Here is a 22,354-nt window from a genome sequence, read left to right as displayed (position 1 = left end):
GGACCGCGGACGGGGTCAGAAGACCGGCAGCACGTCCCGCACGCGTTCCTCGAGCACCGGGGCGATGGAGCGGACGTACGCCTGCGTCAGGTGGTTGTTGTCCCGATAGACCATACGATTGCCCTGCACGTAGGGACACACCCCGTCGAAGCACACGATGTCGTTGAGATCGACGAGCGCGACGTTGGCGGGCAGCTCCATGTCGTCGGCCGGGCTCCGCACGTCGAGCACGCTGGTCGCCTCGACGGCGCAGACCGTCGGGTCGTTGCTGACGGCGACGCAGTCCGGAGCCGACTCCAGCAGCCACGGCGTGTCGCGGAGGGCGACCACCTGGACGCCCACGGCGTCGAGGGCCTCCCAGGCCCGCACGTACCCCGGCGGCACGAACTCGTTGCCCGGGATGCTGTCGTCGTTCCACGAGTACCGCGTCCCGATGGTGAAGACCGCGTCGGGCGGCGACTCGACGAGCTCCTCGACCACCTCGGTGTTCCAGTCCCGGCAGGACTGCCACGGGTTCTCCTCCGGGGTGTCCAGCGAGAACGGGCACCCGCCCTTGAGGTAGGTCACGACCCGGAACCCCGACACGGAGCCGATCCCGGACAGGGCGTCGACCCACTGCTCCGCGTGGGAGTTGCCGACGACCGCGACGACCGTCCGCGCCGTCTCGTCGCCGTAGGTGCACCGCACCACGGTCGTGTCCTCGTTGTAGGTGACGCACTCGTCCCGCGTCGGCAGCGCCACGTCGAACGGTGCGGTCACGGGGTCAGGGACCGGCGTGGCGTCCTTCTCGACGGAGAAGACCCCTGGTGCGGCCACCTCCATCGCCCCCGGGAACCCCTCGAAGCTCGCGGTGTCCACGGTGCTGAACGACCGCCGTTGGATCTCGAGCTGGCCGAACCACCCCAGCGGCAGCGCGACGGCGAGCGCGGCCGCGACCGCGACCGCGACTCGCAGGCCGCGCAGCCCGTCGGTCCGGGGACGTGGCGTGGCCGAACGGAGCGGGACCTCGACCCAGCGCCGGGTCGCGTAGGCGAGCGCCCCGGCGACGAGCAGCACCGCGGTGCCCGCGAGCCACCCCACGGGCCGGTCGCGCACGACGATCGCGAACACGAGCACCGGCCAGTGCCACAGGTAGAAGGTGTAGGCGTAGCCGCCCGCCCGCGCGACGGGCGTCGACGCGAGGAGGCGGGAGACGGAGCCCCGCGGGAGCCGTCCGTCGGACGTCGCACCGGCGAGCACGACGAGCGCGGCACCGGCGACGGGCACGAGCGCCGCGGGGCCGGGGAAGGACGAGCCGCCGTCCACGACGAGACCGGCGGCGAGCAGGACCGCGACGCCGACCCACCCGCCGACGACGCTCCACCCGCGCGAGACCCGCGCGCGCACGACCGCGAGCGCGAGCAGCGTCCCCGTGAGGTACTCCCACAACCGGGCGAAGGTGTCGTAGTACGCGAACGACTGGTCGAGACGCACGGAGACGAGGGCGTAGAAGAACGACGCGACGGCGAGGACGACCACCGTCGCGTGCACCGCCGAGAGCCGAGCGGGCGACGCCCACCGACGGGTGCACCACCAGACCGCGAGCAGCAGGAGCGGGACCCCGACGAAGACCTGGCCCTGGACCGACAGCGACCACACGTGCTGGAGCGGGCTCTGCATCGCGTCCGCGGCACCGTAGGTGTGCTCGCCGACGGCCAGCCGCCAGTTCTCCACGTAGAGGAGCGAGGCGAGGGTCTCTCCCGAGACGTCGCCCCACCGGGTACGCGGCAGCCACACCATGCTGGCGACGAGCACCGCCGCGAGCACGACGACGAGAGCCGGCAGCAGGCGCCGGGCAAGCCGGGGTAGATAGTCGCGCAGGCGGACGGGCGCCCCCCGGGCGAAGCTCCGGAGCAGTCCCCCGCCGACGAAGAACCCCGAGAGCATGAGGAAGACGTCCACGCCGCCGGAGACGCGGTGCACCCACACGTGGTAGACGGCGACCAGCAGCACGGCCACGGCGCGCAGGCCGTCCAGGTCGTGCCGGTACCCGGCCGTCGCGGGCGCACCGGCCCCGCGAGGCCGCGCGTGCCGGCGCACCGGCGCGACCGCACCGCTGGCGCGGGCCTCCGAGAGGCCGGCGGCCCAGGGGGGTGGGGTCATGCTGGTCATCCTTGTCGAAGGGGCGGCGGCCTCGCCGACGCGTTCCCCCGGCGGGCGCACCGCACCCGCTCCTCGCGTCGCCGAGGATCCGTTCGAGGCTACCCGGTCGGCGCGCGTACCCCGAAACGGACCACGCCGGTGGCGCCCGAGGCTTCAGAGGCCGGAGCGCGCCGCCCGCAGTCGCGCACCCTTGGCACGAGCCTGCTCCCCCAGGTCTGCCTGGAAGGCCACCATGCGCTCGCGCAGCCGCGCGGCGTCGTCGTCGGTGCCCGCGGCGAGGATGCGCGTGGCGAGCAGGCCCGCGTTGCGCGCGCCGCCGACGGACACCGTCGCGACGGGGACGCCCGCGGGCATCTGGACGATCGACAGCAGCGAGTCCATGCCGTCGAGGTGGCGCAGCGGCACCGGGACGCCGATGACGGGCAGGGGCGTGACGGCGGCGAGCATGCCCGGCAGGTGGGCCGCTCCCCCGGCGCCCGCGACGATCACGCGCAGGCCGCGCTCCGCGGCGGTGCGGCCGTAGTCGATCATCTCGACGGGCATCCGGTGGGCGGAGACGACGTCGACCTCGACGGGCACGTCGAACTCGGCCAGCGCGTCGGCGGCGGCCTCCATGACGGGCCAGTCGGAGTCCGACCCCATGACGATGCCGACGACAGGGTTCTGGCTCATGCGCGCTCCTCGTTCGGGTCGGTCGCGGGGCGCTCGCCCCGCAGGGTCGCGGCGGCGGCCAGGGCCCGACGGCGGACCTCGTCCAGGTCGTCGCCGCTCACGTTGACGTGGCCGAGCTTGCGCCCGGGGCGCACGCCCTTGCCGTAGAGGTTGACCCGGGCGTCGGGGAACGCGGCGAGGACGTCGGGCAGCGCTTCGGTGAGCTCGTCGAGGGTCGAGCCGAGGACGTTCGCCATCACGGTCCAGCGCGCGGTCGCCGCGGTGTCGCCGAGCGGAAGGTCGAGCACGGCGCGCAGGTGCTGCTCGAACTGGCTCGTCACCGCGCCGTCGATCGTCCAGTGGCCGGAGTTGTGGGGGCGCATCGCGAGCTCGTTGACCAGCACGCGCGGGCCCTCCTCCCCCGGGACCTCGAACATCTCGACCGCGAGCACCCCCGTGACGCCGAGCCCCTCGGCGATCCGCACGGCGGCGTCGCGTGCGCGCTCCGCCTCGGCGTCGGTGAGGCCGGGCGCGGGCGCGATCACCTCGGCGCACACGCCGTCGCGCTGGATCGACTCCACGACGGGCCAGGTACGCACCTCGCCCCGCCCGTCCGCGCCGCCGCTCGGGCGCCGGGCGACGAGCACGGCGAGCTCGCGCGCGAACGGGACCTTCTCCTCGACGAGGAGCTCGGGGCCGTCCGTCGCGGCCGACTCGATCCACTCCGCCACCTGCTCGGGGCCGCCCTCCGCGGCCGAGACCACGCGGACGCCCTTGCCGTCGTACCCGCCGCGCGCCGTCTTCACCACGGCCTCGCCCCCGACCTCGGCGAGGAAGCCGGTGAGCGCTGCCCGCGCCGCCGTCGGGTCCGTGGGGAGCGCGGCCCAGCGCGGGCACGGCACGCCGAGCTCGGTGAGCCGGCGCCGCATGACGATCTTGTCCTGGGCGTGGACGAGCGCGTCCGGGCCCGGGCGCACGGGCGTGCCGTGCTCGAGGAGGTCGGTGAGCAGCGCGTTCGGGACGTGCTCGTGCTCGAACGTCAGGACGTCCGCCGGGGCGGCGCCCGCGGGGGCGATGAGGGAGCGGACCGCGGCCTCGTCGGACGCGACGCCGACGGGCGCGTCCACGACGACCTGGGCCGCGGACGAGTCCGCGGCCTCCACGAGCACGCGAAGGTGCACGCCGAGCTCTCCGGCCGCGGGGGCCATCATGCGTGCGAGCTGTCCTCCGCCGACCACGGCGATCACTGGGGCTGCCACGTGCACCCACCCTAGTGCCTGGCCGCGGGGCGGCCCTCCCCCGACCGCCCGTCGGACGGACGGCGGACGGCACCCGGGCGGGGGCCAGGACCGGCCGGTAGCCTCGAGGGGTGGTGAACGACCTGGACCGACGAGCGGAGACGTCCGCGACGTCCGGGTCGCGCCGCGAGCGGGTGCTGGCGCGGGTCCGCGAGCTCGCGAAGTTCGGGTCGGTCGGCGCGCTCGCGTACGTCGTCGACCTGGGCCTGTTCAACCTGCTGAGCTTCGGCCCGGGCGAGCTCCTCGGGCACAAGCCGCTCACCGCGAAGATCGTCTCCGTCGCCGTCGCGACGCTCGTGGCGTGGGTCGGCAACCGGTACTGGACGTTCTCGGACCGGCGCACGCAGTCGCGCGGGCGCGAGCTCGCGGCGTTCGTCGTCGTCAACGTGGGCGGGATGCTCATCGCCGTGGGGTGCCTCGCGATCTCGACGTACGCGCTCGGGCTGACGTCGCCGCTCGCCAAGAACGTCTCGGCGAACGTCGTGGGGCTCGCCCTGGGCACGGCGTTCCGCTACGTGGCGTACCGCCACCTCGTCTTCACGGGAGACCGCCCCGACGCCGCGACCCCGGCGAAGACCGCCGACGACGCGGCCCGCCCACCAGCGGACGTGCGGGCCGACTGAGCCGCGCACGTCCCGGACGAGTCAGCCGCGTCGACGCCGACGCCGACCGCCGGCCGCGACCACCGTCCCCGTCGGCAGCACGACGCGCGGGTCGAGGCGCCGCGGCACCCCCGCGAGGAAGAGCGCGAAGACCGCGGGCCGACGCTGCGCGAGCTCCAGGCGGCCGCCGTCGGACGCGGCGAGGTCCCGGGCGAGCGCGAGGCCGAGGCCGGTCCCCGCGCCCGAGGTGACCTCGCGCTCGAAGATGCGCGGCGCGAGGTCGTCGGGGACGCCCGCGCCCTCGTCGGACACCTCGGTGACGATGGCGCCGCTCGTGCCGGACGGGCGCGCGCGGACGGTCGTCGTGCCGCCGCCGTGCTTGAGGGAGTTCTCGATGAGCGTGGCCAGCACCTGCGCGAGCGCGCCGGGCGTCGCGAGCACCTGGTACTCGGGCGGCACGTCGACGACGAGCCGGCGCCCCGCCTTCGCGAACGTCGGCACCCACTCCTCCTCCTGCTGGTGCACGACGTCGAGCAGGCTCACCGCCTCCGTCGTCCCGCCCTGCGCGCGCCGCGACGACGCGAGGAGGTCGTCGACGACGCCGACGAGGCGCTCGACCTGCTCGAGAGAGATCCGCGCCTCCTCCTGGACGGCCGGGTCGTCGGACGCGAGGGAGATCTCCTCGAGCCGCATGCTCAGGGCCGTGAGGGGCGTGCGGAGCTGGTGCGACGCGTCCGCCGCGAACTGGCGCTCCGCGGCGAGCCGGCCCGCGAGCCGGTCGGAGCTGCGCGCGAGCTCGGCGGCGACGAGGTCGATCTCCTCGACGCCCGAGGGTTCGAGCCGTGGGCGCACCTGCCCCGAGCCGAGCTGCTCCGCCGACGCCGCGAGATACACGAGCGGCGCGGCGATGCGGTTCGCCTGCCACACGGCCATCCCGATGCCCGCCGCGAACGCGACGATCGCCGCAGCCACGACGAGCAGCACGACCTGCGCGGCCCGGAGGTAGGCGTCCCAGTAGGAGACGGTGAGGGTCACGAGCGCGCCGGAGTCGGAGTGCAGGGGCTGCTCGATCTCGCGGCCCGTGACCTCGTCGCCCGCCGTGAGCACCGTGCCGTCGGGCAGCGCGACGTAGACGTGCGCCGGGGGGTCGCTCGCGCGGGGCTGGACCGCGTCCTCGATGACGTGGTCCGGGATCTCGTCACCCGTCGCGAGGCGCGCGTCGATGGACCGGGAGAGGCGCTCGACGCGCGAGGAGAGGTCGTCGACCTCGCCCTGGAGCACGAACCGGGCGCCGTAGAAGGCGAGGGGGAACCCGAGGAGGATCACGGCGACGGCCACGGCCGCCACCGTCGCCTGCAGCATCCGACGCCGCACGCTGCTCCTCGCTCCCCGTGTCCCTCGTCCCGTCAGGGGACGGTCAGCTCTCGCCGGTCTCGAAGCGGAAGCCGAGGCCCCGGACGGTCGAGATGTAGCGCGGCGCGTTGGCGTCGTCGCCGAGCTTGCGGCGCAGCCACGACACGTGCATGTCGAGCGTCTTCGTCGAGCCGACGGGCTCCGAGCCCCACACGTCGCGCATCAGGGCGTCGCGGACGACGACCGAGCCCGCGCTCGCGACGAGCACGCGCAGCAGCTCGAACTCCTTGGTGGTCAGGTGGAGCTCCCGCTCGCCCTGGAACGCCCGGTGCGCGGAGACGTCGATGCGGACGTCCTGCGCCGCGAGCTCCTCCTCGTCGACCTGCTCGCCGTGCGAGCGGCGCAGGAGCGCCCGGACCCGGGCGAGGAGCTCCGCGAGGCGGAACGGCTTGGTGACGTAGTCGTCGGCGCCCGCGTCGAGCCCCACGACGAGGTCGACCTCGTCGGCGCGCGCGGTGAGCACGAGCACGGGCGTGGTCAGGCCCTTGTGACGGATCTCGCGTGCGACGTCGAGGCCGTCCATGTCCGGAAGGCCCAGATCGAGCACCACGATGTCCGCACCGCTGGCCGAGTCGATCGCCCCTTGACCAGTTCCTTGGACGACGACGTTGTAACCCTCACGTGTCAGTGCGCGCGCCAAAGGTTCGGCAATCGCCGGGTCGTCCTCCGCTAGCAGTACGTGGGTCATTCGCTCATGCTAGGGCATCAGTACGACTTCGGTCCCATCGTGCCCGGTGAACTCTGCGACCCTGGTCGGACGTCGCGCGACCGCCCGCTGCCTAGGCTGGACGCATGGGTTGGTACGAGCGCCTCGGGCAGTGGTCCGACGAGCACCGCTTCGGTGTGGACCTCACCGTCACGCTCGTCCTCGCGGTGGTGTTCGTGCCCGCGTCGGCGGCGTTCTCCGCGTCGGGCGCGAGCGGCGTCGGCACGAGCGGCGGCTGGGCCGCGTTCTGGGCCGTGCTGCTCCTCGCGCCGCTCCCCTGGCGACGCTCGCACCCGCTCGCGTCGGCGGTCACGGTGTACTCGGTCGCGCTCGTGCACCTGCTCGCGGGCTACCTCCTCATCTTCCCCGCCGACTTCGCCGTCCTCGTCGCGCTCTACTCGGTCACGGTCTACGGGCCGCGCTGGGCCCACCGCACCGCGATCGTCGCCTCGCTCGTCGGCGCGGTGGTCCTGGGCGTCGCGCTCGGGCTGCTCTCGGGCCGGCTCCAGGACCTCGCGCTCATGGTGTTCCTCACGTCCGCGTTCGGCGGCATGACGTTCCTCGCCGTCTGGGCGTTCGGCCTCGTGCGGCGGTCCCGGCGCGAGACGATCGCCGCGCTCGTCGACCGCGCCGAGCGCCTCGAGGTCGAGCGCGACCAGCAGGCCCAGATCGCGACCGCCGCCGAGCGGGCGCGCATCGCCCGCGAGATGCACGACATCGTGGCCCACTCGCTGTCCGTCATCATCGCCCAGGCCGACGGCGGCCGGTACGCCGCCGCCAACGACCCCGACGCCGCGGCCCGCGCGCTCGCGACCGTCTCGGAGACGGGACGCACCGCCCTGGCCGACATGCGTCGTCTGCTCGGCGTGCTGCGGTCCGAGCCGCCGCGCCCGCCCGCGCCGGGGGCCGCCGTCGGGCCCGCGGGCACCTTGGCGCTGCCCGCGGGGCGCGGCGGTGCCCCCGGCCCGGGCTCGCCGTCCGGACCCGGTGCGGCCACGCAGCAGCTCCCGGGGAACCCGCCGCCGGCCGCGCTCGAGCGTGCGCCGCAGCCCGACGCCGCCGACCTCGAGAGCCTCGTGGCCCAGGTGCGCGACAGCGGGATGCGCGTGTCGTTCGTGCGCGTGGGCGAGGCGCGCACCCTGCCGCCCGGGGCCGGGCTCACGGTCTACCGCGTCTGCCAGGAGGCGCTCACCAACGTCCTCAAGCACGCGGGGCCGGACCCGGAGGTCACGGTCGTCGTGCGCTGGGGCGCCACGACCCTCGACCTCGAGGTCGAGGACGACGGCCGGGGCGCCTCCAGCGGGGCGGAGGCCCGGCAGGACGCCCGCTCCGGCGGCTACGGGGTGCTCGGCATGCGTGAGCGGGCCGCGCTCTTCGGCGGGTCCGTCCAGGTGGGGCCGCGCGCGGGCGGCGGCTTCCGCGTGCACCTGCGCCTGCCCGTGCCGCCGGTCCCCGGTCGCGCGCCCGCGCCGCCCGGCTCCGCGCCGTCGGGACCCGCGCCGTCGGGCCCCGCGCCGTCGGGCCCCGTGCCGCCGGGGACCGTGCCGTCGGGGCCCGCGCTGCCGGGCAGGTCGGGACCGTCGGGCAGGATGGGACCGGGCAGGACGGCCGCGGGACCGGCTCCGGGCCTGTTCGCCCCGCCCCCGCCGCCCCCCTGACCCGCGCGCGAGCCCTCCGACCGGACCGACCGACAGGACACCATGACCGACGCCCTCCCCGTGCCCGGCGACGCGTACGCCACCGAGCCGCACGCTCCCGTGCGCATCGCGCTCGTCGACGACCAGCAGCTCGTGCGCGCGGGATTCCGCATGGTGATCGACTCCCAGCCCGACCTCACGGTCGCCGTCGAGGCGGGCGACGGGCTCCAGGCGCTGCGCCTGCTCGCGGACCACCCGGTCGACGTCGTGCTCATGGACGTGCGCATGCCGCACCTCGACGGGCTCCAGACGACGGCCCGCCTCACCGCGGCGGCGGCCGACGGCGCGCACGCCCCGAAGGTCATCGTCCTCACGACGTTCGACCTCGACGAGTACGTGCTCGAGGCCATCCGCTCGGGCGCGAGCGGCTTCCTGCTCAAGGACGCACCGCCGGAGGAGATGCTGGCCGCGATCCGGACGGTGCACCGCGGCGACGCGGTCATCGCGCCGTCGTCCACGCGGCGCCTGCTCGAGCACCTCGTGACGGCGCTGCCCGCCGAGCAGGTCCAGGACTCGCCCGCGCACGCGGCCGTCGAGGGCCTCACCGAGCGCGAGCGCGAGGTGCTCGTGCTCATGGCGCGCGGCCGCTCCAACACCGAGATCGCGAGCGACCTGTTCGTCGCCGAGGCGACGGTCAAGACCCACGTCGGGCGCATCCTCGCCAAGCTCGGCGCGCGCGACCGCGTGCAGGCCGTCGTGACGGCCTACGAGACGGGGCTCGTGCGCCCCGGCGCCTGACCCGCTCCGCCCGCGCCCCACCGGTCGCCGACCGGTGGGGCGCCGTCGTGTCCACCCTGGGCGGGGGACGTCTACGACCAGAGGATGACCCCGCCCGCGGCCATGACCCGACCATCGCCGGACGCGGTGGGCCGGGCCCCCTCCGTAGCGTCGTCCACGATCCCGACGCACGCCCGTGACCACCGGTCCGCGTGCGGCACGACGAACCAGGAGACGACGTGGACACGACCGTGTACCGACCCACCGACCCGGCCCCCGCCGGCCCGCCCGCGGTGCGGGCCCGCACGCTGCGCAAGACCTACGGCACGGGCGAGGCGGCGGTGCACGCGCTCGACGGCGTCGACGTGGACTTCGAGCGCGGGCACTTCACGGCCATCATGGGGCCGTCGGGCTCGGGCAAGTCGACGCTCATGCACCTGCTCGCGGGCCTCGACACCGCGACGAGCGGGCACGCCTTCATCGGGGACACCGAAGTCACGGGGCTCAACGACAACGCGCTCACGCAGCTGCGCCGCGACCGCGTGGGCTTCGTGTTCCAGTCGTTCAACCTCCTGCCGATGTTCACGGCGGAGCAGAACATCACGCTCCCCGTCGAGCTCGCGGGCGGCAAGGTCGACCGTGCGTGGTTCGAGACGCTCGTGCGCACGCTCGGCCTCGAGGCGCGCCTGAGCCACCGCCCGAGCGAGCTGTCCGGCGGGCAGCAGCAGCGCGTCGCCATCGCGCGCGCCCTCATCGCCGGCCCGGAGGTCGTGTTCGCCGACGAGCCGACGGGCAACCTCGACTCGCGCTCGGGCGCGGAGGTGCTGAGCTTCCTGCGCCGCTCGGTGCGCGAGCTCGGCCGCACCATCATCATGGTCACGCACGACCCGACGGCCGCGGCGTACGCGGACCGCGTCGTGCTCATCGCCGACGGGCGCATCGCGGGCGACATCACCGACCCGACGCCCGAGTCGGTGCTCGCGGGGCTCGACGCGCTCCGCACGCTCGACGCCGGCACCGACGGTCCCGCCCCGACGGCGTCGCAGGCGGTGCGCGCCTGATGTTCCGGCTCACCCTGGCGCAGATGCGCCGCAGCATCGGCCGCCTCGTCGCGGCCGGCGTCGCGATCGTCATCGGGACGGCCTTCGTCACGGCGACGCTCATCGCGGGCAACGTCATCACCCAGACCACGAACGACTCGATCGCCGCACAGTACGCGGACGCCGACCTCGTCGTGTCCGCCCCGGACGACCTCACGGCGCCCGACGTCGAGGCCCTGCGCTCCGTGCCCGGCGTCGAGGCCGTCGACGCCACGTCGTTCACCTACCTCGACCTCTCGCACGGCGCGAAGCGCGTGTTCCAGCTCGGCGTCCCGGCGCCGTCCGACCCGCGCTTCGAGGCGCTCGAGGTCGTCGAGGGCTCGATGCCCACCGCGTCTGGCCAGGTCTCGCTGCCCACCGCCGTGGCCGAGCGCCTCGGCGTCGGGATCGGCGACACCGTCACGAGCTCGCGCAACGTGTGGGACGACACCGCGCCCGACGGCGGCGACTACACGGAGGTTCGCGACGAGCTGACCGTCGTCGGGACGACCGACGACCCGTACGGCGCGTACGCCCAGATGGGCGGCGCCGTGGTCGTCCCGGCCGTGGACGTCGCCGCCTGGGAGGCCGCGCAGGCCACGCCCGACGACCCGGCCCGCACCTACTCGTCGGCGATGGTGGCCCTCGCGCCCGGCACGGACCTCGAGACCGCGCGCGCCGAGCTCGTCGCCGCCTCTCCGGACGGGGCGAAGGCCGTCACGCCGGACGAGCACGCGCAGGAGCAGGCGCGGAAGATGACCGGCGACCAGGACGTCTTCACGTACGTCATCCTCTCGTTCGCCGCCGTCGCGCTGCTCGTCGCCGCGCTCGTCATCGCGAACACGTTCCAGGTCCTCGTCGCGCAGCGCACGCGCACCCTCGCGCTCCTGCGGGCGGTCGGCGCGAACAAGGCGCAGCTCGCCCGGTCCGTGCTCACCGAGGCGACGATCCTCGGCATCGTGTCGTCGCTCGCCGGCATCGTCCTGGGCGGCCTGCTCACGCAGATCGCGCTCCTCGTCGCGCGCGGCGCCGACCTGGGCGTCCCGGTCCCCGCGACCATCACCGTCACGCCCGTGGTGGTGCTCGTGCCGCTCGTGGTCGGCACGCTCGTGACGGTCGTCGCGTCGCTCGCCCCCGCCCGCGCCGCGACCCGCGTCGCCCCGCTCGAGGCGCTGCGCCCGGCCGACGCGCCGAACATCCTGCGCGGGGGCGGCCGCGCGCGGCTCGTCGTCGCGTCCCTGCTCACGCTGGGCGGCGTCGCCGTCCTCGCGGGCGGGATCTGGCTCGGGCTCACCGACAAGCCCGAGATCGGGCTCCTCGCCGGGGTCGTCGGCGGCGCGCTGTCGTTCGTGGGCGTCCTCGTCGGAGCGGTCTACTGGCTGCCCGCCGTCGTGTCGTTCGTCGGTCGCCTGCTCGCGGGCACCGGGTCGACGGCGCGCCTCGCCACCGCGAACACGCTGCGCAACCCGCGCCGCACCACCGCGACGAGCACCGCGCTGCTCATCGGCGTCACGCTCGTCACGATGATGTCGACCGGCGCCGCGAGCGCCCGCACCTCGCTCGACGCGGCGCTCGACGACCAGTACCCCGTCGACGTCATGGTCGCGACGGACGCGTACGGGTCGACCGGTGAGCCCGTGCCGTCCGACGTCGTGCGCGCCGTGTCCGGCACCGAGGGCGTGTCCCGCGTCGTCGAGCTGTACGCCGCGACAGTGACCATGCCGGACGGCACCGAGACGTCGTTCCACGGGGCCGACCCCGACGCCGCGCGCTCCGTGGTGCGGACGCCGGACGACCTCGCGGCCTTCGGTCCCGGGACGCTCCTCCTCTCGGAGGGCGAGGCGGAGAACTACGGCCTCGCGGACGGCGAGACCGCCGAGCTCACGGGCCCGACGGGCGAGACGCTCGACGTGACGGTCCGCACCGGGGGGATCGGCTCCGGCGGGCTGCTCACCGTCGACGACGCGCGTGCCGTCGACCCGACGAGCCTCATGTCCCGGCTGTGGGTCGGCCTCGACGACACCGGCGCCGCCGCGCAGGTGGTCCCTGCGATCCAGGACGCCGTCGTGGAGTCGGACACGCCCGTGGAGGTCGCCGGGATCGCCGTCGAGCGCGCGGCGATGCAGAGCGTCATCGACACGATCCTCGGGGTCATCATCGGGCTGCTCGCGGTCGCGGTCGTCATCGCGCTCATCGGCGTGGCGAACACGCTCTCGCTCTCGGTCATCGAGCGGCGACGCGAGTCCGCGACGCTCCGGGCGATCGGCCTGAGCCGCTCCCAGCTGCGCTGGATGCTCGCGATCGAGGGCATGCTCATCGCGGGCGTCGGGGCGGTCCTCGGGATCGTGCTGGGCGTCCTCTACGGGTGGGCCGGCGCGGCCACGGCGCTGAGCGTCATGGGCGACGTGTCGCTCGCCGTGCCGTGGCGCGACATCGCGCTCGTGCTCGTGGTCGCGCTCGTCGCGGGGCTCGTCGCCTCCGTCGTCCCCGGCCGCACCGCGGCCCGGACGTCGCCCGTCGCGGCGCTCGCCGTGGACTGAGCGACACGCCCCACCGGCCGTCGGCCGACGCGCGCCCCTGTGGACGGACTCCCGTCCACAGGGGCGCGGTCGTGCCCGGCCTGCGCGGACCGCCGTCGGGCACGATCGCCGGGTGCTCTCCCCCGCCCCGCCCCTCGCTCCCGGTGCACCGCCGGGCGGCACGCCCGCGCCCGGGACCGACGGCGGGGCGTGGGTGCGCGTGACGGTCCACCCGGGCACGGACGTCCTGCTCGCCGCGGGCACGCGCCTCGGCGACGCGCGACCCGCACTCGCCGACCTCGGGTGCCGTCCCGAGCTGCGCACGGCGCCGCTGGCCGTGGACGGCGTCCCCGTCGATGACGACCAGCGCTGCGGCACGCGCCCGCTGCTCCCCGGGGCGACGGTCACGGTCGTGCGGGCGGGGTCGGACCCGCGCAGTCGCGACGACGGGCCGGTGCCCGAGGACGTGCTCGCGGCGCCCCGGCACGTCGCGGTCCTGGGCGGCCCGGACGCCGGGCGGCTCGTCGCCGTCGGGCACGGCGACCGGGGACGCACCCGCGTCGACCGGCTCGACGTCCGCTGGCGCACCACGCGGCGCGGGCCCCGGGTGCGGGTCCGCGTTCCGCGCGGCACGCGCCGGGTGCCCGACGACGCTGCCCTCCTCCGTGCGCGCCCGGCCCGGGCCGGTCGGCGGGTGGGCTCGTGGCGCGCGGTGCGCTGGCGCGTCAACCGCGCCCTGGTGACGCCCGACGGCGCGTACGCCCTGCGCGCGCGGCCCGCGCTCGTGCACGGTCCACGGTCGGGACCGACCGTGGGTCCGGACCGTCCCGCCGAGGCCGGCCGCCTCGGGACGGCGCAGCTCGCGACCGCGCTCGTGCCGGCCGTCGCGTCGGTCGGGCTCGCGGTGGCGCTGCGCCAGCCGCTCCTCGCCCTGCTGGCGCTCGTGGGGCCGCTCGCGGTCCTCGGTCCCGCGCTCGTCGAGGCGCGCCGCCGCCGCGCCGTGCAGCGCGTCGCGCCGCCCGAGGCCCCGCCGGACGTCGGGGCCACCCCCGGCACCGTGCCGGTGGACCCGCTGCACCCCCGGCCCGCCGACGTCCTGCTCTGGGCGACGATCGCCCGGCTCGCCCCGGGCGCCGACCTGGCGGGAGCGGGGGCGGCGGGCGCTCTCTCGGCGCACGCCGGGTCGTCAGGGGCGGCGCCGGGAACGACCGTCGGCACGACGTCCGGCGGGTCCGTGGGCGCGACCGGTGGCGGGGCGCCGCTCGCGGCGTCGGGTGGGACGAGCCCGTCGCGGGTCCGGCTGCCGGACGGGTGCGTGGCCGTCGTCGGGCCCCGGGACGTCGCGCTCGCCGCGGCCCGGGCCCTGCTCGTGGAGGTACTCGCCTCGGGGGCGCCACTGACGGTGCGGCCCGCGGCGCAGGACGCGCCCGCGTGGTCGTGGTGCCGCTGGCTGCCGCACGCCCGCGCCGTCCGGACGCTCGACGCCGTGGCCGCCGCCGACCCGCCCGGCCTCGTCGTCGTCGACGGCCCGGTGCCTGCGGGCGAGCTCGCCCGGGCGTGGGAGCGGTGCGCACCCGCGGGCACGGACGTGCTGCTGGTGCTCGGGGACCGGGCGCAGGTCCCGGCGTGGTGCCGGACGCTCGTCGACGTCTCGGGAGCCGTCGCCGTCGTCACGGGTCCCGACGGCGCCCGGACGCCGCGCGAGCACGTCGGCGTGAGCGCCGGGTGGGCGCTCGGCCTCGCGCGGCGGCTCGCCGCGGCCGAGCACCTCGGCCGGCTGGGCACCGGGGACGGGGACCGTGCGGGTGAGCCCGACCCGGGCGACCCCACGGCGCGGTCGCTGCCGTCGGCGGTCGCGCTCGGTCCCCTGCTGGGCGCACCGCGAGCGCCGGACCGGCTCGCGACGTGGGTCGCCGAGCGCTGGCAGGACGCGGCCCGCCGGGACGGGCACGGCCTGCGGACCGTGCTCGGCGTCGGGCCCGGGGGCGCGCCCGTCGCCGTCGACCTCGTCCGCGAGGGGCCGCACGCGCTCGTCGCCGGCACGACGGGCGCCGGGAAGTCCGAGCTCCTGCAGTCCCTGGTCGCCGGGCTCGCGCTCGGACGCTCGCCCGACGAGCTGTCGTTCGCGCTCGTCGACTTCAAGGGTGGCGCGAGCTTCGGGGCGTGCGGCCGGCTGCCGCACGTCGTGGGCCAGGTGACCGACCTCGACCCGGGGCTCGCGGGACGGGCGCTGGCCGGGCTCCGGGCCGAGCTGCACCGGCGCGAGCGGATCCTCGCCGCGGCGGAGGTCGCGAGCATCGACGCCCTCCCCCGGGGACGGCTCGCGCGGCTCGTGGTCGTGGTGGACGAGTTCCGCGCGCTCGCCGACGACCTGCCCGACCTCGTGCCCGGGCTGCTGCGTGTTGCCGCGCAGGGCCGGTCGCTCGGCGTGCACCTGGTCCTCGCGACGCAGCGGCCCGCAGGCGCCGTCAGCGCCGACGTGCGGGCGAACGTTACGCTGCGGATCGCGCTCCGGGTCGTGGACGTCGCCGACTCGCGCGACGTCGTCGACTCGCCGCACGCGGCCCGCGTCCCCGCGGCGACGCCCGGGCGCCTGGTCCTGCGCCGTGGTGCCGAGCCACCGGTGGCCGTGCAGTGCGCACGAGCCGGCGGGCCGCTCGCCCTGCCGGAGACGCGCGTGCGGCTCGCGGACCCGTGGGGCGCTGGACGCGGCCCGGGCGGGCCTGCGCCGGGCTCCTCGGACGACCACCTGCCGCTCCTCGTCGCGGCGGCGCACGAGGTCGCGGCGCGCTCGGGACTGCGCCCCCACCCCGCGCCGTGGCTCCCCGCCCTGCCGGTCTGCGTCGGACCCGACGACCTCGCCGGAGTCGAGGGGGTGGGCGAGGGAGGCGGCGGAGGGGCAGACGAGCGCGTGGCGGACGGCCGGGAGATGAGCGAAGACATCGCAGGCACGACGGCGGCCGGCGAGCAGGTGGCGGGCTCCGCGACGGCCGCAGGGACCGAAGGCGCGGAGATGTGCCCCGACGACCGCGCGCTGCCCATCGCGCTGGGCGACCTGCCGGCCCTACAGCGCCGCACGGTGGTCCGCTGGGACCCGCGCGACGGTCATCTCGCGGTCCAGGGCCGGCCCCGGTCGGGCCGCACCACGGCCCTGCGCACCGTCGGGCTGGCTGCGCTCGACCGCGGCTGGGCGGTCCACGCGATCGGGTCGGGGCTCGCGGACCTCGCGGCGCACCCCGGCACCGGCACGGTCGTGGACCGGAGCGACCCGCGCCGTGTCGTCCGCCTTCTCCGGCTCCTGGCCGGTCACGACGACGGTCAGTCCCGACCCGCGGGGCTCGACCGCACGACAGGGCGCACCCTCCTCCTCGTGGACGACGTCGAGGCCGTGCGCGGCGTGCTCGCCGGCGTCGCGGGCGGGGCCGGCGCCGACGCCCTCGCGGACGTGCTCGCCGACTCCCCCACGGCGGTCGCCGTGAGCGTGAGCGGGCCGACGGTCGGCGGCCTGGCGTCGCTCGTCGGCGTCAGAGCGGTGCTGGCCTCGCGCGACCGCCACGACGACGTGTCGCTGGGCGTGCCAGCAGCGCTCGCCGGGCAGGGCGGACCGCCCGGCCGGGCGGTGTGGCTCGGGCCGGGCGACCCGCTCGTGTGCCAGGTCGCGCTGCCACCGACCGTCGCGCGAGGACGAGCACGGCGCCCGGCACCACCCCGCCGGGGCGCGTTCCGGCTGCACCCGCTGCCCGACGACGTCGACTCCGTCGATCTCGACGTAGCCGGGCACGCGCCGGGCGGGGGCGACCCGAGCTCCGCCGCCGTCGTGGCGGAGCCGGACAGCCGAGCCGTCGCAGAGGTCGCGGTCGGCCGGGGCGGCGACGACGGGCGGACGCTGTGGATGGACGTCGGGCGCGGCGCGCTCGTCGTCGGGCCGCCCGGGAGCGGCCGCACGAGCACGCTCGCGCTGCTCGCCCGGCACGCGGCCGCCACCGGCCGGCTCCGCGCGGTCGTGACCCGCGACGACGCGCTGGCGGGCGCCGTGATGGCCGCCCACGGACGCACGACGCGCACCACCAACCGGACCAGGAGCTCGAGCAGGACGGCCGTCGGGAGAGCGAGCGGCAAGAGCCACAGCAACGGCAACGAGAACGGGAACGGGGCGATCGTCGTGCGGCGGTACACGCCGGCAGACGTCGCGCGCCTCCTCGACACGCTGGAAGCAGGTCAGGGCGCTGCGACGTTCCCGAGCAGGGCGACGGCGCCGCGGGTCGTGGTGGTCGACGACCTGGACGTGCTGACCCAGCTCTGCGTGCTGGAGGCCGACCGGCTCGCGGCGCTGTGCCGTGACGGGCTCGTGCTGCTCGCGTCGGCGACCACGGGTGCCGCGGCCTCAGCCTTGCGCGGTCCGCTCGCGGACCTGCGCGGGGCGCGCAGCGGGATCGTCCTCGCGCCGCGCGAACGCGGGAGCGCCGAGGTGTTCGGGCACGGGCTGGAGTGGCTCGCCGAACCCGGCCGGCCCCGACCGGGTCGCGGGGTGCTGGTCCAGGGCGCGCGGCTGGCGCCGCTCCAGGTCGCCCGACCGTGACGGCCGAGTCAGGACCCGGGAGTCAGGCGGCCGGGCGGACGTCGCGCGTGGTCGCCTCGACGACGGGACGCAGCATGAGGAGGACGAGCACCACGACGGCGAGCACAAGCGCCACGACGACCCACGGGGTCACGCCCACCTGGAGCGAGCTGACCGCGACGACCCCCTGGAGGATCTGCCAGGTCGCGACGGGCGACCGCGCCCAGCGCTGCCCGCGCAGCAGCCCGCGCACGCTCGCGGCGAGCACGGCCCCCACGCCCAGGGCGAAGACGACGAGGAAGACGCTCACCCCGAACGACTGCGAACCACCGCGGAGGAGCTCGACGAGGATCAGCACGGCGCCCACCGCGAGCGCGGCGATCTCGATGCCGACCCCGGCGACGAGCGCCGTCAGCGCGGGCGGCCGCGACCCCCCGTCGGACGACGGTCCCGGGGGCGTCGGGCGGGGCTCGGGCGGGGTTCCGGAGGGCTCGCGGGAGGGCACGATCACCCAGCGTACGCGCCGACCTGCGGCTTCACACCCGTGTGACGAAGGCCTCACGATTCATGCGACGGAAACTTTCTCGTAACCCCTTGTGCTGTGCTTCACGAGGTGTGAACCTGGTTCAAGCATCAATCACCCCCCCGCCTCGAGCCCTTGGCCCGGGCAGCCCCCTGCCGGGTCGCCCAGCGACGAGTCATCACCTCGCGACCAGGCTCCCCTCTGCCCGAAGGAGACGACGAACATGGACTGGCGCCACCGCGCAGCCTGCCTCGACGAAGACCCCGAGCTGTTCTTCCCCATCGGGAACACCGGCCCTGCTCTCCTCCAGATCGAGGAGGCGAAGGCCGTCTGCCGCCGCTGCGACGTCGTCGACACGTGCCTCAAGTGGGCCATCGAGTCCGGCCAGGACGCCGGCGTCTGGGGCGGTCTCTCCGAGGACGAGCGCCGCGCCCTCAAGCGCCGCACCGCGCGCGCACGCCGCGCCGGCTGACACGCCGCTCCGCCTCCGGGCGTCGAGCAGCACGACGGGCCGTCACCCTCCGGGGTGGCGGCCCGTCGTCGTGCGGTGCCTCCGCTCCACGACCCGTGCCGTGCGCGCCTCCGCGCGGCGGCCGCCGCCGTGCCGGCCGGTCAGCCCTGGCGGTTGCCGTCGCGCAGCACGAGCGCGAGCACGACCTGGGTGCCCCCGCCGGGCCGCGGCGACCACTCGATGGTGCCGCCGAGCTCGTTCGTCACGAGGGTCTGCACGATCTGCGAGCCCAGGCCGCTCTTGGCGGCCTTGCCTGCCCGGGCGACGTCGCCGTCGGGCATGCCGACCCCGTCGTCCGCCACGACGATCCGCAGGGCCGAGCCCTCGCGCTCGACCGCGACCTCGACCGTGCCGGTCTCCTGCTTCGCGAGGCCGTGCTCGACGGCGTTCGTGACGAGCTCGGTGAGGATGAGCGCGAGGGGGGTCGCGTCCTCCGCGGGCACGAGCCCGAAGCTCCCCGTGCGGACGGTGCGCACGCTCGTGTCGGCGGAGGCGACGTCGGCCGCGAGGCGCAGCGCGCGACCGACCATGTCGTCGAACTCCACCTCCTCGTCGAGCGTCTGCGACAGGCTCTCGTGCACGAGCGCGATCGTCGCGACGCGGCGCATGGCCTCCTCCAGCGCGGCGCGCGCCTCGGGGACGTCCATGCGCCGGGCCTGGAGCCGCAGGAGCGCCGCGACGGTCTGGAGGTTGTTCTTCACGCGGTGGTGGATCTCGCGGATCGTCGCGTCCTTGGTGATGAGCTCGCGCTCCCGGCGGCGCAGCTCCGACACGTCGCGGCACAGCAGGACGGCGCCGATGCGCTGGCCGGACTCGGTGAGCGGGAGCGCGCGGAGCGACAGCGCGACGCGCTGCGCCTCGATCTCGGTGCGCCAGGGCGCGCGGCCCATGACGACGAGCGGGAGCGACTCGTCCACGGGAGTCTGGTGCTCGATGAGGTCGGCCGTCACCTCGGCGAGCGACCGCCCGACGAGCGGCCCGATGACCCCCAGGCGGTGGAAGCAGCTCAGCGCGTTGGGGCTCGCGTAGAGGACCTCGCCCTCGGAGTTCAGCCGGATGAGGCCGTCGCCGACGCGCGGCGCGCCGCGACGCGGACCGGTCGCGGCGTTCGGGAAGGGGAACTCCCCGCGCGAGATCATCGCGATGAGGTCGTCCGCGGCCTCGACGTAGTTGAGCTCGAGGCGGCTGGGCGTGCGCCCGCTCCCGAGGTTGGTCTGCCGCGCGACGACGGCGATCGCCTTCCCGGAGTGCAGCACCGGGATCGCCTCCTCGCGCACGGCGTACGCGCCGAACCAGCGCGGCTCGCGCGAGCGCTGCGACCGCACCTCGGTGAGCGCGCGCTCGAGCTGCGGGCGCTGACCCTCGGGGGCGAACGACCCGACGATGTCGTCGTAGTGGACGGTCGCGCCCGTCGACGGCCGGCACTGGGAGACGGCGACGAAGTTGCCGTCGCTCGTGGGCAGCCACAGCACGAGGTCGGCGAACGCGAGGTCGGAGATCACCTGCCAGTCGCCCACGAGCAGGTGCAACCACTCGTTGTCCGCCGGGCTGAGGTCGGCGTGGCGGGAGATGAGGTCACTCATGGCAGACACGGACCCCAGCGTAGAGGGGCGCGACCGGTAGAGTCCCCTCAGCGCCCGCGTGCGCGGTCGCCCGAACCGTCAGCCGTCCCGTCGGCCGGCCCGTCACGGGCCGGCGCAGGGCCCGAGGAGGTCCCGTGCACCTGAGCGTCGAGCTCCGCTACCCCGCCCCCGTCCACGCCGTCGGGGCGATGCTCGCGGACGAGGAGTTCGTCCGCTGGCGCGCCGCCCGCTCGGGCGGCGAGGGCGCCCACGTCGAGCAGGTGGACGTCACCGGCGGGCCGGACGAGGGGTTCACCGTCACGGTGCGGCGGACGCTGCCCACGGACCAGATCCCGGCGCACGTCCGCTCGTTCGTCGGGGGTCGTCTCGAGATCCGGCAGGCGGAGGCCTGGGAGCCGGAGCGCGACGGCGAGCGGTCGGGCACGGTGTCGCTCGAGATCACGGGCGCGCCGGTGCGGCTCACGGGCACCGTGACGCTCTCCCCGGAGGGGGACGGCACGGTCGAGCGCTACGACGGCGAGGTCAAGGCCAACGTGCCGCTCTTCGGCGGGGCGATCGAGCAGGCCGCGGCCGAGGCCGTGCGGACGGCGCTCGCCGCCGAGGAGTCCGCCGGTCTCGCGTGGCTGTCGCGCTGACCACCGACCGAGCGGCGCCCGGCCGGACCTGATCGGCGACCCGGCGACGCCGGCCCGGCGACCGGTCTCGAACCGGTAACGATTTCCACGGAACCCGACCAACTGGTCGGTCGTCGTAACGCCCTGACCTGCGGCGATACCCCGGTGGGAGCGCGACCACATCCGTGCGGACCCGGCCCAGGCTTGACACGGGTTCGGGCGGGAACGCACGATCAGGCCGTTGTGTGGAAGCGCTACCACATTGGTGGTGGGAGCGCTGCCACGACCCCGCCCCACCGACAAGGGAGTCACCGTGCTGAGCAGCACCCGTACGACCCGCCGGCCCCGCAAGGCGATCACCGCCGTCGCAGGCCTCGCGGCCATCACCCTCACCCTGACCGCGTGCTCGAGCGGCTCCGGCTCGGACGACGACGCGACGGGCTCCGGCGACGGAGACAAGATCACGCTCACCGTCGCGACGTTCAACGACTTCGGCTACACGGACGAGCTCCTCGCCGCGTACACCGCGGAGCACCCGAACGTCACCGTCAAGCAGACGAAGGCCGCCAAGTCCGAGGACGCGCGGACCAACCTCACCACGAAGCTCGCCGCCGGCGGCGAGGGTCTCGCGGACATCGAGGCCATCGAGGTCGACTGGCTCCCGGAGCTCATGCAGTACCCCGACCTCTTCACCGACCTCACCGACTCGTCGCTCGACGGCCGCTGGGTGGACTGGAAGGTCCAGCAGGCGACGACGACCGACGGCAAGCTCATCGGCTACGGCACCGACATCGGCCCGAGCGCGATCTGCTACCGCCAGGACCTCTTCGAGGCCGCGGGCCTCCCGAGCGACCCGGCCGGCGTGGCGGAGCTCCTCGGTGGCGAGGACGCCACGTGGGACGACTACTTCGCCGCGGGCAAGACCTTCGTCGCCGCGAGCGACGCGGCCTGGTACGACTCCGCGATGTCCATCTCGCAGGCGATGGTCAACCAGATCGACAACGCCTACGAGGAGTCCGACGGCACGCCCAAGGACCTCGCGTCCAACCAGCCGATCATCGACATCTACGACACGGTGCTCGAGCAGTCGACGACGAACGAGCTCTCCGCCGGCCTCGAGCAGTGGTCGGGCGACTGGGACGCCGCGTTCCAGAACGACGGCTTCGCGACGATGATCTGCCCCGCGTGGATGACCGGCCCGGTCGAGGAGCGCTCGGGTGGCGTCACCGGCTGGAACGTCGCGGACGTCTTCCCCGGCGGCGGCCTCAACTGGGGCGGCTCGTTCCTCACGGTGCCGGCCTCCGGCCCGAACGCCGAGGCGGCCAAGGAGCTCGCCGCGTGGCTGACCGACCCGGCGCAGCAGACGACGGCCTTCGAGAACGCGGGCACGTTCCCGTCGCAGCTCGAGGCGCAGGAGTCCGACGCCGTGCAGTCCTTCACGAACGACTTCTTCAACGACGCCCCGGTCGGCACGATCTTCGTCAACCGTGCGCTCGCGATCGACAGCGCGCCGTTCAAGGGCGCGAACTACTTCTCGATCCACACGACCGTCCAGGACGGCATCAAGCGCGTGGACGTCGAGAAGACGGACGACGCCGCCTCCTCGTGGCAGAAGACGCTCCAGTCCTTCCAGGACCTGGGCCTGTGACCTGACGGGGCCGGGGGCGGCACGACCTGCCGCCCCCGGCCCCGCGCGCGTCCGCCCGCGGACGACGCCCCGCACCCGCAGCCACCCAGCGCC

General features: G+C 75.6%; 16 protein-coding genes. 9 read left to right on the top strand and 7 right to left on the bottom strand.

Going from position 1 to position 22,354, the window contains the following annotated elements; translation table 11 throughout:
* Nucleotides 1-15 precede the first annotated feature (15 nt).
* From BXA05_RS15305 to BXA05_RS15295, 3 genes are all read right to left on the bottom strand, one after another.
* Nucleotides 16-2,142, bottom strand: coding sequence for an acyltransferase family protein (locus BXA05_RS15305; protein ID WP_061267483.1), 2,127 nt, complete (start codon nucleotides 2,140-2,142; stop codon nucleotides 16-18).
* A 153-nt stretch (nucleotides 2,143-2,295) separates the two neighbouring features.
* The gene (purE, locus tag BXA05_RS15300) at nucleotides 2,296-2,814 is read right to left on the bottom strand and encodes a 5-(carboxyamino)imidazole ribonucleotide mutase (protein ID WP_076405918.1); all 519 of its coding nucleotides are present in this window, start codon (nucleotides 2,812-2,814) and stop codon (nucleotides 2,296-2,298) included.
* Nucleotides 2,811-4,052: a 5-(carboxyamino)imidazole ribonucleotide synthase gene (locus BXA05_RS15295; RefSeq protein ID WP_076405916.1), complete on the bottom strand. Its 1,242-nt coding sequence runs from the start codon at nucleotides 4,050-4,052 to the stop codon at nucleotides 2,811-2,813. Before BXA05_RS15295 ends, purE begins: the two co-directional genes overlap by 4 nt.
* Nucleotides 4,053-4,162: 110 nt before the next feature.
* Between BXA05_RS15295 and BXA05_RS15290 the strand changes: the two genes are divergently transcribed.
* A complete protein-coding gene (locus tag BXA05_RS15290) occupies nucleotides 4,163-4,714 on the top strand; it encodes a GtrA family protein (protein WP_083711932.1) in 552 nt (183 codons plus the stop codon).
* Between the two features lie 21 nt (nucleotides 4,715-4,735).
* On the opposite strand, the gene BXA05_RS15285 is transcribed toward BXA05_RS15290, so the two are convergent.
* Nucleotides 4,736-6,067, bottom strand: coding sequence for a sensor histidine kinase (locus tag BXA05_RS15285; protein WP_061267480.1), 1,332 nt, complete (start codon nucleotides 6,065-6,067; stop codon nucleotides 4,736-4,738).
* Between the two features lie 43 nt (nucleotides 6,068-6,110).
* Nucleotides 6,111-6,794 (bottom strand): response regulator transcription factor, encoded by a 684-nt coding sequence (locus BXA05_RS15280; protein ID WP_031316534.1) that lies wholly within the window; start codon nucleotides 6,792-6,794, stop codon nucleotides 6,111-6,113.
* 104 nt (nucleotides 6,795-6,898) lie between these two features.
* Here BXA05_RS15280 and BXA05_RS15275 point away from each other — a divergent pair, with 104 nt between their 5' ends.
* The 5 genes from BXA05_RS15275 to BXA05_RS15255 all read left to right on the top strand — a co-directional run bounded on the left by BXA05_RS15275 (nucleotide 6,899) and on the right by BXA05_RS15255 (nucleotide 17,403).
* Nucleotides 6,899-8,470, top strand: a complete 1,572-nt coding sequence (locus BXA05_RS15275) for a sensor histidine kinase (RefSeq protein WP_076405914.1) — start codon at nucleotides 6,899-6,901, stop codon at nucleotides 8,468-8,470.
* A gap of 42 nt (nucleotides 8,471-8,512) precedes the next feature.
* The gene (locus tag BXA05_RS15270) at nucleotides 8,513-9,247 is read left to right on the top strand and encodes a response regulator (RefSeq protein ID WP_051876517.1); all 735 of its coding nucleotides are present in this window, start codon (nucleotides 8,513-8,515) and stop codon (nucleotides 9,245-9,247) included.
* A 218-nt stretch (nucleotides 9,248-9,465) separates the two neighbouring features.
* Nucleotides 9,466-10,287 carry an ABC transporter ATP-binding protein gene (locus BXA05_RS15265; RefSeq protein ID WP_021482458.1) on the top strand — a complete coding sequence of 274 codons (822 nt, stop codon included), beginning with the start codon at nucleotides 9,466-9,468 and terminating at the stop codon, nucleotides 10,285-10,287.
* Between the two features lie 23 nt (nucleotides 10,288-10,310).
* Entirely contained in the window at nucleotides 10,311-12,845 is a 2,535-nt protein-coding gene (locus BXA05_RS15260) for an ABC transporter permease (RefSeq protein ID WP_244550486.1), read from the top strand.
* Between the two features lie 112 nt (nucleotides 12,846-12,957).
* Nucleotides 12,958-17,403: an FtsK/SpoIIIE domain-containing protein gene (locus tag BXA05_RS15255; protein WP_076405910.1), complete on the top strand. Its 4,446-nt coding sequence runs from the start codon at nucleotides 12,958-12,960 to the stop codon at nucleotides 17,401-17,403.
* Nucleotides 17,404-17,425: 22 nt separating this feature from the next.
* On the opposite strand, the gene BXA05_RS15250 is transcribed toward BXA05_RS15255, so the two are convergent.
* Nucleotides 17,426-17,887 (bottom strand): hypothetical protein, encoded by a 462-nt coding sequence (locus tag BXA05_RS15250; protein WP_228485038.1) that lies wholly within the window; start codon nucleotides 17,885-17,887, stop codon nucleotides 17,426-17,428.
* Nucleotides 17,888-18,128: 241 nt separating this feature from the next.
* On the opposite strand from BXA05_RS15250, the gene BXA05_RS15245 reads away from it, so the two are divergent.
* Complete coding sequence (locus BXA05_RS15245) at nucleotides 18,129-18,377, top strand: WhiB family transcriptional regulator (protein ID WP_021481972.1); 249 nt, start codon at nucleotides 18,129-18,131, stop codon at nucleotides 18,375-18,377.
* 140 nt (nucleotides 18,378-18,517) lie between these two features.
* Here BXA05_RS15245 and BXA05_RS15240 read toward each other — a convergent pair whose 3' ends face one another.
* Nucleotides 18,518-19,999 carry a sensor histidine kinase gene (locus tag BXA05_RS15240; protein ID WP_043653374.1) on the bottom strand — a complete coding sequence of 494 codons (1,482 nt, stop codon included), beginning with the start codon at nucleotides 19,997-19,999 and terminating at the stop codon, nucleotides 18,518-18,520.
* Nucleotides 20,000-20,133: 134 nt separating this feature from the next.
* Between BXA05_RS15240 and BXA05_RS15235 the strand changes: the two genes are divergently transcribed.
* Both BXA05_RS15235 and BXA05_RS15230 read left to right on the top strand, forming a co-directional pair.
* The gene (locus BXA05_RS15235; protein ID WP_021481970.1) at nucleotides 20,134-20,634 is read left to right on the top strand and encodes a DUF2505 domain-containing protein; all 501 of its coding nucleotides are present in this window, start codon (nucleotides 20,134-20,136) and stop codon (nucleotides 20,632-20,634) included.
* A gap of 292 nt (nucleotides 20,635-20,926) precedes the next feature.
* A complete protein-coding gene (locus BXA05_RS15230; protein ID WP_043653372.1) occupies nucleotides 20,927-22,261 on the top strand; it encodes an ABC transporter substrate-binding protein in 1,335 nt (444 codons plus the stop codon).
* Nucleotides 22,262-22,354 lie beyond the last annotated feature (93 nt).

Origin of the sequence: Cellulosimicrobium funkei (assembly GCF_900155925.1) — a bacterium.
GTDB lineage: Bacteria > Actinomycetota > Actinomycetes > Actinomycetales > Cellulomonadaceae > Cellulosimicrobium > Cellulosimicrobium funkei.
This window is presented reverse-complemented; position numbering and strand designations above follow the sequence as displayed.

Coding starts and splice junctions, on each gene's coding strand:
- BXA05_RS15245 (WP_021481972.1), top strand. CDS start 18,129: ATGGACTGGCGCCACCGCGCAGCCTGCCTCGACGAAGACCCCGAGCTG.
- BXA05_RS15275 (WP_076405914.1), top strand. CDS start 6,899: ATGGGTTGGTACGAGCGCCTCGGGCAGTGGTCCGACGAGCACCGCTTC.
- BXA05_RS15305 (WP_061267483.1), bottom strand. CDS start 2,142: ATGACCCCACCCCCCTGGGCCGCCGGCCTCTCGGAGGCCCGCGCCAGC.
- purE (WP_076405918.1), bottom strand. CDS start 2,814: ATGAGCCAGAACCCTGTCGTCGGCATCGTCATGGGGTCGGACTCCGAC.
- BXA05_RS15260 (WP_244550486.1), top strand. CDS start 10,311: ATGCGCCGCAGCATCGGCCGCCTCGTCGCGGCCGGCGTCGCGATCGTC.
- BXA05_RS15280 (WP_031316534.1), bottom strand. CDS start 6,794: ATGACCCACGTACTGCTAGCGGAGGACGACCCGGCGATTGCCGAACCT.
- BXA05_RS15270 (WP_051876517.1), top strand. CDS start 8,513: ATGACCGACGCCCTCCCCGTGCCCGGCGACGCGTACGCCACCGAGCCG.
- BXA05_RS15240 (WP_043653374.1), bottom strand. CDS start 19,999: ATGAGTGACCTCATCTCCCGCCACGCCGACCTCAGCCCGGCGGACAAC.